The sequence below is a fragment of the Streptomyces sp. FH025 genome (genome assembly GCF_017427025.1).
Lineage (GTDB): Bacteria > Actinomycetota > Actinomycetes > Streptomycetales > Streptomycetaceae > Kitasatospora.
On the sequence record NZ_JAFLNG010000180.1, the window covers coordinates 1 to 11990 of the forward strand.

The following is an 11990-nucleotide window of genomic DNA, read 5'->3' on the forward strand; positions in this document are numbered from 1 at the left end:
AGATCCTGGACGGCGGCGAGGAGCAGCTGACGGTCGCCGACATCGACTGGGAGAGGTTCGCCCCGCCGTTCACCCTGCGCCGCCCCAGCCCCCTGATCGAGGGCCTGCCCGAGGTCGTCGCGGCCCTGGCCGACGAGCTGCCGGACGCTCCCGGGGGCGACCGGGCCGGCGGTTCGGACGCGAGCGCGTCCTGGAAGCAGCGGCTGGCGGGTCTGTCGCGCATCGAGCAGAACCGGGCGCTGGTCCACCTGGTGCAGACCCTGGCCGCTTCGGTGCTCGACTACGCCTCGCCCGAGGCCGTCGAGGCCACCCGTGCCTTCAGCGACCTGGGCTTCGACTCGCTGACCTCGGTCGAGCTGCGCAACCGGCTCAGCGCCGCCACCGGACTCCAGCTGCCCGCGACCCTGATGTTCGACGCCCCCACGCCCACGGCCGCCGCCGAGTTCCTGCTGGCGCAGCTGGCCGGCATCCCCGACGCCGCGCAGAGCGCTCCGGTCGCGGCGGCGGCGACCGACGAGCCGCTGGCGATCGTCGGCATGGCGTGCCGGTACCCGGGCGGTGTGACCGGCCCCGAGGCGCTGTGGGACCTGGTGACCGCCGGGACCGACGCCATCTCCGTCCTGCCGGAGGACCGGGGCTGGGTCATCGAGGGCCAGGGCGACGCCGCCGACGGCGGCCCCGTCCGGGCCGGCGGCTTCGTCTACGACGCGACCGGCTTCGACGCGGGGTTCTTCGGGATCAGTCCGCGTGAGGCGGTGTCGATGGACCCGCAGCAGCGGCTGCTGCTGGAGGTCGCCTGGGAGGCGCTGGAGCGGGCCGGTCTCGACCCGGCGGCGCTGCGCGGTTCGGCGACCGGCGTGTTCGCGGGCGCGTCCGCCTCGGGTTACGGCTGGAGCTCCGGTCTGCAGGGCGAGCTGGACGGGCACCTCGTCACCGGGATCTCGACCAGCGTGGTGTCCGGCCGGGTGTCGTACGTGCTGGGCCTGGAGGGCCCGGCGGTGACGGTCGACACCGCGTGCTCGTCCTCGCTGGTGGCGCTGCACCTCGCCTGCCAGGCGGTGCGCTCCGGGGAGTGCACGCTGGCCCTGGCCGGCGGTGTCATGGTGGCGGCCAACCCGCTGCTGTTCGACCAGTTCAGCCGGCAGATGGGGCTGGCGCCGGACGGCCGGTGCAAGCCGTTCTCGGCGGCGGCCGACGGCATGGGCCTGGGCGAGGGCGCGGGCATGCTCGTGGTCGAGCGGCTGTCGGACGCGCGCCGCAACGGGCACCGGGTGCTCGCGGTGATCCGTGGCAGCGCGACCAACCAGGACGGTGCGTCCAACGGTCTGACGGCGCCCAACGGTCCGTCGCAGCAGCGGGTGATCCGGGCGGCGCTGGCCAACGCCGGGGTCCGCGCCGACGAGGTCGACGTGGTGGAGGCGCACGGGACGGGCACCCCGCTGGGTGACCCGATCGAGGCGCAGGCGCTGCTGGCGACGTACGGTCAGGAGCGCGGCGACAGCGGTCCGTTGCGTCTGGGGTCGGTGAAGTCGAACATCGGGCACACCCAGGCGGCCGCCGGTGTGGCCGGTGTGATCAAGATGGTGATGGCGCTGCGGAACCGGGAACTGCCGGCGACCCTGCATGCCGCCGAGCGTTCGCCGCACATCGACTGGTCGGCCGGTGAGGTGGAGCTGCTGACCGAGGCCGTGCCGTGGACGGCCGAGAACCGGGTGCGTCGCGCCGGCGTCTCGTCGTTCGGGATGAGCGGCACCAACGCCCACCTCATCCTGGAGGAGGCCCCGGTCGGCGACGCCGAACCGGCGGAGACCGTGGACGAGCCGGTCGACGAGGTCCGTTCGGCCGTGGTGGTCGAGGGTGGGCCGGCCGCGTGGCTGGTGTCGGGCCGGTCGGCCCGGGGGCTGACGGCTCAGGCGGGCCGGCTGAGGGACTGGGTGTCGCAGCGGCCGGAGCTGGAGCCGCGGGACGTGGCGTGGTCGTTGGCGGCGACGCGTTCGGTGTTCGAGCACCGGGCCGTGGTGGTCGGTGGCGACCGTGTCGCGCTGGCGTCGGGCCTGGAGAGTCTGGCCCTGGGTGCTCCGGCCGCTTCGGTGGTGTCGGGAGTGGCCCGGACCGGTGGTCGGACGGCGTTCGTGTTCGCGGGTCAGGGTGCGCAGTGGGTCGGCATGGGCCGGGAACTCGCCTCGGTGAGCCCGGTGTTCGCGGCGCGGCTGGCGGAGTGCTCGCAGGCCCTGGCGCCGTACGTGGACTGGTCGCTGGACGAGGTGCTGGCGGGTGCCGAGGGCGCTCCCGCCCTGGACGCGGCGGATGTCGTGCAGCCGGTGCTGTGGGCGATCATGGTGTCGCTCGCGGCGGTCTGGGAGGCCGCCGGTGTCACGCCGGACGCCGTCCTGGGCCACTCGCAGGGCGAGATCGCGGCGGCCACCGTCGCCGGGATCCTGTCCCTGGAGGACGCCGCCCGCGTGGTGACCGTCCGGGCGCGGGCGCTGACGAGCCTGTCCATCCAGGGCTCGATGGTGTCGGTGGTGATGCCTTCGCCGGCGGTTCGGGAGATCGTCGAGGGCTGGGGCGAGCGGCTGTCGGTGGCGGCGGTCAACGGCCCTGCCGCGGTGGTGGTTTCGGGTGAGCCGGAGGCGCTGTCGGAGTTCGAGCGTGAGCTGGCCTCGCGCAAGGTGCTGCGGTGGCGGATCCCGGCGACGGACTTCGTCGCGCACTCCCCGGCCGTCGAGCCCCTGGAGGCGCTGCTCACCGAGGAGTTGGCCGGGATCGCCCCGCGGGCGGGCCGGGTGCCGATGATCTCCACGGTGACCGGCGAGTGGCTCACCGGTGCCGAGGTGGATGCGGGGTACTGGTACGCGAACCTGCGTCGGATGGTCCGTTTCGAGGAGGCCGTCCGCACCCTGCTGGGTGGTGGTTACGGGGCGTTCGTCGAGGTGTCGACGCACCCGGTGCTGACCGCGGCGGTCACGGAGACGGCTGAGGACGCGGGTGTCGCGGATGTGCTGACGGTCGGGACCCTGGAGCGTGACAACGCGGGTGCCGCCCGGCTGGTGACGGCTCTGGCGCAGGCTTATGTGGGTGGCCTTGCGGTCGACTGGAAGAGCGTTCTGTCGGTCGCCGAGCCGGTGGATCTGCCGACCTATGCCTTCCAGCGTGAGCGGTACTGGCTGGAGCCCTCGGCCGCGGGCGTGACGGCCGTCGGTGGTGACGGCTCGGGTACCGAGGCGGAGGCCGCGTTCTGGGCCGCCGTCGAAGGCGGGGACCTGGCCCGCATCGCCGACACGCTGGCCATCGAGGACCAGCGGCAACTCGTCGAGGTGCTGCCCGCCCTGGCGTCCTGGCGCCGCCGCGAGCGCGACCGCTCGGCGACGGAGGGCTGGCGCTACCGCGTCACCTGGACGCCGGTGACCGAGCGGCTCTCGGGTGCGCCGTCGGGCAACTGGCTGGTCGTCACCCCGGAGGGCCGGAGCGATGACGAACTCGCCCGGCAGTGCGCCGCCGCGCTGACCTCCCGTGGGGCCGAGGTCGTGTTCGTCGAGGTTCCGGTCGGCGCCGTCGACCGGACTGGGATCGCCGTGCTGATCCGTGAGGCGCAGGAGGGCACCACCGGGGTGTCCGGCGTGCTGTCGCTGCTCGCGACCGACGAGTCGCGCCTGCCCACCCACCCGGCGGTGACCGGCGGTCTCGGGGCGACACTCGCCCTGGTGCAGGCCCTCGGTGACGCCGGTGTGAGCGCCCCGCTGTGGGCCGTCACCCGCGGCGCCGTCGCGGCCACGCCCGGCGAGGCGCCGGCCGGCCCGTTGCAGTCGCAGGTCTGGGGCTTCGGCCGCGTCGTCGCACTTGAACACCCGGACCGCTGGGGCGGTTTGATCGACCTGCCGGCCGAGTTCGACGAGCGGACCGCGGGCCTGCTGACCGCCGTCCTGGCCGGCTGCGGCGAGGACCAGGTCGCCGTCCGGCGGACCGGTCTGCTGGCCCGCCGGCTGGTCCACGCCCCGCAGCCCAAGGACGCCCGGGACTGGACGCCGCGCGGCAGCGTGCTCGTCACCGGTGGCACCGAGGCGATCGGCGGGCACGTCGCCCGCTGGCTGGTCGAGCGGGGTGCGGCCCGACTGGTGCTGACCGGCAGCACCGGCCCCGCCGCCCCCGGTGTCGCCGCGCAGGCGGCCGAACTCGCCGAGCGCGGCGCCCACGTGGACGTCGTGGCCTGCGACGCCGCCGACCGGTCGCAGCTGGCCGGCCTGCTCGACCGGATCCCGTCGACCGGCCCCGCCCTGTCGTCCGTCCTGCACCTCGCGGAGGCCATCGACAACACGCCGGTCGACGGTCTGGACCTCGCGGAGTTCGCCGAGGTCCTCGCGGCCAAGGCGGACGCGGCAGCCTGGCTGGACGAGCTGACCGCCGGCCTGGACCTCGACGCGTTCGTCCTCTTCTCCTCGGTCGCCGCGGTCTGGGGCGGTGGCCAGCAGCCCGGGTTCTCGGCGGCGAACGCCTACCTGGACGCCCTTGCGGAGAGCCGCCTGGCCCGGGGCCTGGCCGCCACCTCGGTGGCCTGGGGCCCGTGGAGCGTCGGCGCGATGGGCGCCGGGGCCGACGGCGCCCAGCTGGAGCGGCGCGGCCTGCGCCTGATGAGCCCCGACCTGGCCACCCGCGCGCTCGCCCGGATCCTGGACGGGAGCGAGGCGCTGACGACGGTCGTGGACGTGGACTGGGCGCGGTTCGCCCCGCCGTTCACCCTGCGCCGCCCCAGCCCGCTGATCGAAAGCCTGCCGGAGGCCGTCGAGGCCCTGGCCGGCGACGGGCCCGACCAGTCCGCCGACCGGGCCGCCGCCACGCCCCTGCGCCAGCAGCTGGCCGGCCTGCCGGCCGCCGAGCAGGACCGCACCCTGGTCAACCTGGTCAGGGCCGAGGCCGCCGGCGTGCTGGAGTACTCCTCCCCGGAGGCGGTCGGCAGCAGCCGGGCCTTCAGCGAGCTGGGCTTCGACTCCCTGACCGCCGTCGAACTGCGCAACCGCCTGGGCGCCGCCACCGGGCTGAAGCTGCCCGCCACGCTGCTCTTCGACTACCCGAGCCCGACGGTGCTGGCCGGCTACCTGCGGGACGAGCTGCTGGGCGACCGGGCCGCGAGCGGCGGCGCGGGCGTCGTGGCGAGCACGGTGCCGCTGGACGACGACCCCGTGGTGATCGTCGGCATGGGCTGCCGCTTCCCCGGCGGGGTGCGGACCCCGGAGGAACTGTGGGAACTGCTGGACTCGGGCACGGACGCGATCGGCGCGTTCCCGCAGGACCGCGGCTGGGACCTGGACGGCCTCTACGACCCGGACCCGGACAACCCCGGCACGGCGTACGTGCGCCAGGGCGGATTCGTCTACAACGCGGCCGAGTTCGACGCCGGCTTCTTCGGCATCAGCCCGCGTGAGGCGCTGGCGATGGACCCGCAGCAGCGGCTCCTCCTGGAGACCTCCTGGGAGGCCCTGGAGCGGGCCGGCATCGACCAGTCGACGCTGCGCGGCAGCCGGACCGGCGTGTTCACCGGTGCGAGCTACGCGGGCTACGGCCTGGTCGGGCCGGACGCCTCGGAGGGCCTGGAGGCCCACCTGCTGACGGGCACCACGACCAGCGTGCTCTCCGGCCGGGTGTCCTACACCTTCGGCCTGGAGGGCCCGGCGGTGACCGTCGACACCGCGTGCTCGTCGGCGCTGGTGGCGGTCAACCTGGCCAGCCAGGCGCTGCGTTCGGGGGAGTGCTCGCTGGCGCTGGCCGGTGCCGCGTTCATCGCCTCCGCCCCGGACCTGTTCATCTGGGTGAGCAAGCAGCGGGGGCTGTCCCCCGACGGCCGGTCGAAGTCCTTCTCGGCCGCGGCGGACGGCATGGGCGTCGCCGAGGGCGCGGGCATGGTGGTGCTGGAGCGCCTCTCGGACGCCCGGCGCAACGGCCACCCGGTGCTGGCCGTGGTGCGCGGCTCCGCGGTGAACCAGGACGGCGCGTCCAACGGTCTGACGGCGCCCAACGGCCCCTCGCAGCAGCGCGTCATCCGGGCGGCGCTGGCCGACGCCGGACTGACGACCGCCGACGTCGACGTGGTCGAGGCACACGGGTCCGGCACGGTGCTGGGCGACCCGATCGAGGCGCAGGCCGTGATCGCCACCTACGGCCAGGACCGGCCGGAGGGCCGGCCGCTGTGGCTGGGCTCGGTGAAGTCCAACATCGGCCACACCCAGGGCGCGGCCGGCATCAGCGGCCTGATCAAGATGGTGCTGGCCCTCCAGCACAGGAACCTGCCGGCCACGCTCCACGCGGACGAGCCCTCGCCGCACGTGGACTGGTCGGCCGGCGACGTCCGCCTGCTCACGGAGTCGCGGCCGTGGCAGACGGACGGACGCCCGCGCCGGGCCGGGGTGTCCTCGTTCGGGGTCAGCGGCACCAACGCCCACGTGATCCTGGAGGAGGCCCCCGACCCGGCGGACGCCGAGGCGTCCGCGGCGGACCCGGGCGCCGGCGAGCCGCAGGCCCCCGCGCTCCTCGACGCGCCCGAGGCCGGTGCCTGGGTGGTGTCGGGGCGGACGGCGGACGGCCTGCGCCGCCAGGCGGCCCGGCTGGCGGAGTACCTGACGTCGCGGCCGGAGCTGGACCCGGCGGACGTGGCGTGGTCGCTGGCGGCGACCCGGTCGGTGTACGAGTACCGGGCCGTGGTGACCGGCACCGCCCGCGAGGAACTGGCCGCGGGCCTGGCCGCGGTGGCGGCCGGGGAGAGCGCTCCCGGGGTGGTCACCGGAACGTCGGCCGCCGCCGAGTCGGGCGAGGCGGTGTTCGTCTTCCCCGGCCAGGGCGCCCAGTGGGCCGGCATGGGGCGGGAGATGCTGGCGACCTCGCCGGTGTTCGCGGCCCGGCTCGCCGAGTGCGCGCAGGCCCTGGAACCGTACGTGGACTGGTCGTTGACCGAGGTGCTGGCCGGTGCGGACGGCGCGCCCGACCTGGACCGCGCCGACGTGGCGCAGCCCGCGCTGTGGGCGGTGATGGTGTCGCTGGCAGCCGTGTGGGAGGCCGCGGGTGTCACGCCGGGCGCGGTGCTCGGTCACTCGCAGGGCGAGATCGCGGCGGCCACGGTGGCCGGGATCCTGTCGCTTCAGGACGCGGCCAAGGTGGTGACGGTCCGCAGCCGGGCGCTGTCCGGGCTCGGCACCGGCGGCGGGATGCTGTCGGTCGTCATGCCCGCCGCAGCGGTGCGCGAACTGCTCGCCCCCTGGGGTGACCGGCTGGCGATCGCGGCCGTGAACGGACCCGCCGCCACCGTGGTGTCCGGCGAAACGGACGCGTTGGCCGAGTTCGGCGCCGAGCTGGCGGCCCGGAAGGTCATGCGCTGGCCCCTCCCGGTGACCGACTTCGTCGCGCACTCGGCCGGGATCTCCCAGCTGGAGGGCGTGCTGACCGAGCGTCTGGCGGGGATCCGGCCGGAAGCCGGACGCGTCCCGCTGTTCTCCACGGTCGAGTGCCGGTGGATGAGCGGTTCGGAGCTGGACCCCGGCTACTGGTTCGCCAACGTCCGCCGGACCGTCCGCTTCGACGAGGCGGTCCGGGAGCTGGCCGCGGCCGGGAACCGGACGTTCATCGAGGTGTCCCCGCAGCCGGTGCTGACCACCGGGATCGCCGAGACGATCGAGGACCTGGGAACGGCCGGCGCCCCGGTGATCACCGGGACGCTGGACCGCGAGAACAGCGGCCCCCGCCGGCTGCTGGCGGCGTTCGCCCGGGTGCACGTGGGCGGCATCGCCGTCGACTGGCGCAAGGTGCTGCCCGCCGGGCGACGCACCGACCTGCCCACCTACGCCTTCCAGCACCAGCGGTACTGGCTCACCGGCTCCCGCCTGGCCGCGCCGGCGGCGGCCGACGGGGACGGCACGACCTCGGCGGCCGAGGCCCGGTTCTGGGCGGCCGTCGAGGACGGCGACCTCCAGCAGCTCGCCGACACGCTCGCCGTCGACGGAGAGCGCTCCTTCGGCGAGGTGCTCCCCTCGCTGGCGTCCTGGCGGCGACGCGAGCGCGACCGCGACCTCACCGGGAACTGGCGCTACCGCGTCACCTGGGCGCCCGTCACCGACCCCGCGCCGGCCAAGCCGGCCGGCACCTGGCTGGTGGCCGTCCCCGCGGACCGTTCCGGCCGCACCGCGGACCTGGTCGAGGCCTGCGTCCGGGCGCTGACCTCGCGGGGCGTCCGGGCCGAGGTCGTCGAGGTCGAGACCGGCACGGCGCGGCGCGAGTCGCTGGCCGCCGACCTCACCCGGGCCCTGCGCTCCGGCGCCGACCAGGACACCCCGGTCCGCGTGACCGGAGTGGTCTCGCTGCTCGGCCTGGACGAGACGCCGCTCGCGGACCGGCCCGTGGTGCCCGCCGGACTGTCCGGCACCCTGACCCTGATCCAGGCGCTGACCGACGCCGCGATCGCCGCCCCGCTGTGGACGCTCACCTCGGGCGCGATCGCCACCGGCCCGGGCGACCCGCTGACCAACCCGGTGCAGGCACAGACCTGGGGCCTCGGCCGGGTCGTCTTCCTGGAGCAGCCGGACCGCTGGGGCGGCCTGATCGACCTGCCCGCCGTCCTCGACGACCGGGCCGCGAGCCGGCTCTGCACGGTCCTCGCCGGCTGCGGCGAGGACGAGGTGGCGATCCGGCCCGCCGGCATCCTGGGCCGTCGCCTGACCCGCGCCCCGCAGCCCAAGGCGGGCCGGGACTGGACGCCGCGCGGCACCGTGCTGATCACCGGCGGGACCGGCGCCGTGGGCGGGCACGTGGCCCGCTGGCTGGCCGGCCGGGCCGACCGGCTCGTCCTCGCCAGCCGCTCCGGCGTCACCGCCCCGGGCGCCGTGGCGCAGGCCGCTGACCTGGCGGCGGCCGGAACCGACGTCGAGGTCAGCCGCTGCGACAGCGCCAGCCGCACCGACCTCGCCGGACTCCTCGACCACATCGGTGCGGGCGGCCCGTCGCTCACGACCGTCCTGCACACCGCCGGTGTGCTCGACGACGGTGTGCTCGACGGCCTCGACGACGACCGGCTGGCGAGCGCCCTCGCGCCCAAGGCCGCCGGTGCCGTCCACCTCGACGAGCTCACCGCGGACCTCGACCTCGACGCCTTCGTGCTGTTCTCCTCGGCCGCGGCCACCTTCGGCGGCGCCGGCCAGGCCAACTACTCGGCCGCCAACGCCTTCCTGGACGCCCTGGCGGAGAACCGGCGCTCCCGCGGCCTTCCCGCCCTCTCGGTGGCCTGGGGCCCCTGGGCCGGCGAGGGCGTGTCCGGGGGCAGCGAGGCGGCCCGTCAGCGGCTGCGCCGCAACCGCTGGGAGGTCCTGATGGACCCCGCGACGGCGGTCAAGGCCCTGGGCGAGGCGGTGGCCGGCCCGGACACCGTCCTGACCGTCATGGACCTCGACTGGCCCGCCTTCGCGGCCGCTCCCGGCCAGGCGCAGATCCTGGACGTCCCGTTCCTGCGCGACCTGCCGGACGCCCTGCGGCTGAAGGCGGCGCAGCGGACCGAGGCCGGCGGCGGGCGCCAGGCCGAGGGCGAGCTGGCCGGACGCCTGACCGGCCTGTCGCGGGTCGAACAGGAGCGGATCCTGGTGGACACGATCCGCGAGGAGGCCGCCGCCGTCCTCGGCTACGCGAGCTCCGACGAGGTCGAAGCCGGCCGTGCGTTCAGTGAGTTGGGCTTCGACTCGCTGACCTCGGTCGAGCTGCGGAACCGGATCGCGGCGGCGACCGGGCTGCGCCTGCCGGCGACCCTGATGTTCGACTACCCCACCCCGGTGGTGCTGGCCGAGCACCTGCGGACGGAGCTGCTCGGCGCCCTGGCCGACAGCGCGTCGGCGCAGGTCGTGCCGACCGCCGTGGCCTCCGACGACGAGCCGGTCGCCATCGTCGCGATGAGCTGCCGCTTCCCCGGCGGGCTGAACACCCCCGAGGAACTCTGGGAGCTGCTGGCTGCGGGCGGGGAGGGCATCTCCGGCTTCCCGCAGGACCGGGGCTGGGACGCGGACGCCCTGTTCGACCCCGACCCCTCGCACGCCGGGACGACCTACGCACGCGAGGGCGGCTTCCTGCACCAGGCGAGCCGGTTCGACGCGGGCTTCTTCGGGATCAGCCCGCGCGAGGCGCTGGCGATGGACCCGCAGCAGCGCCTGATGCTCGAACTGTCCTGGGAGGCGCTGGAGTCCGCCGGTGTCGACCCGACGTCGCTGGGCGGTTCGCGCACCGGCGTGTTCATCGGCGGGTACTCGTCGAACTACGCGCTGGCCAGCATGCAGCTCGGCGGCCAGGACGGCGCGGGGCAGGTGGAGGGCCACCTGGTGACCGGGAACGCCACGAGCATCATCTCCGGCCGGGTGTCGTACGTGCTGGGCCTGGAGGGCCCGGCGGTGACGGTCGACACCGCGTGCTCCTCCTCGCTGGTGGCGCTGCACACGGCTGCCCAGGCCGTGCGGTCCGGGGACTGCTCGCTGGCGCTGGTCGGCGGTGTCGCGGTCATGGCCACGCCGTGGGAGATGGTGGGCTTCGCCCGTCAGCGCGGACTGGCGGCGGACGGGCGCTCGAAGGCCTTCTCGGCCGCGGCCGACGGCATGGGCATGGGCGAGGGCGCCGGCATGGTCCTGCTGGAGCGGCTGTCCGACGCCCGTCGCAACGGGCACCGGGTGCTCGCGGTGGTGCGGGGCTCGGCGATCAACCAGGACGGTGCGTCCAACGGTCTGACGGCGCCGAACGGTCCGTCGCAGCAGCGGGTGATCCGTGCGGCGCTGGCCAACGCGCGACTGACGGCCGCTGACGTGGACGTGGTGGAGGCGCACGGCACCGGTACCCCGCTGGGTGACCCGATCGAGGCGCAGGCCCTGCTGGCGACGTACGGCCAGGAGCGCGCGGGGAACGAGCCGCTGTGGCTGGGGTCGGTGAAGTCCAACATCGGGCACACCCAGGCCGCCGCCGGCATGGCCGGTGTGATCAAGATGGTGCTGGCGCTGCGGCACGAGGAACTGCCGCGGACGCTGCACGTGGACGAGCCGTCGCCGCACGTGGACTGGTCGGCGGGTGAGGTGCGGCTGCTGGCCGAGCCGGTGCCGTGGCCGGCGGGGGAGCGTCCGCGCCGTGCGGGTGTGTCGGCGTTCGGGATCAGCGGGACCAACGCGCACGTCATCGTGGAGGAGGCGCCGGCGGCCGAGGCCGTCGAGGCGGAGTCGACGACGGTTGAGCCGGTGCTGCCGGGTGCCGGTGCGTGGGTGGTGTCGGGCAAGACGGCCGAGGGGCTGGCGGCTCAGGCGGGTCGGCTGCGGGAGTGGGTCTCGCGGCGGCCGGGGCTGGAGCCGGCGGATGTGGCGTGGTCGCTGGCCGCGACGCGTTCGGTGTTCGAGCACCGGGCCGTGGTGGTCGGTACCGAGCGGGCCGAACTGCTCGATGGTGTGACGAGTCTGGCTGCCGGGGTTTCCTCCGGTTCTGTGGTGTCGGGCGTGGCCCGTGCGGGTGCCCGGGTGGGTCTGGTCTTCGCGGGTCAGGGTTCGCAGTGGGCCGGGATGGGCCGGGGTCTGTACGAGGGCAGCGAGGTGTTCGCGGAGGTCTTCGACCGGGTTTGCGGGCTGCTGGAGTTGGAGCTCGGGATCTCGGTGCGGGACGTCGTCCTCGGCGTCGAGGGTGTCGACGAGGCGCTGGCCGACCAGACGTTGTACGCGCAGGCGGGCCTGTTCGCCTTCGAGGTGGCTGTCGCGGCGGTCCTGGCCGCTTCCGGTGTGGTGCCGGACGCGGTGGTGGGTCACTCGGTGGGTGAGGTCGCGGCCGCTTATGTGGCCGGGGTGCTGTCGCTGCCGGATGCCTGTCGTCTGGTGGCGGCGCGGGCTCGGCTGATGCAGGCGCTGCCTGGTGGTGGTGCGATGGCGGCGGTGAACGCGTCGGAGGCGGAGGTGCTGTCCGCTCTGGTGGACGGTGTCGCGATCGCGGCCGTCAACGGCCCGGAGTCC

Annotated in this window: 1 protein-coding gene; it reads left to right on the forward strand. The window is 75.2% G+C overall.

What is annotated here, in order from left to right:
- Nucleotides 1-11990, forward strand: an 11990-nt coding sequence (locus tag J0670_RS39205; RefSeq protein WP_243437050.1) for a type I polyketide synthase, incomplete at both ends; no start/stop codon positions are given.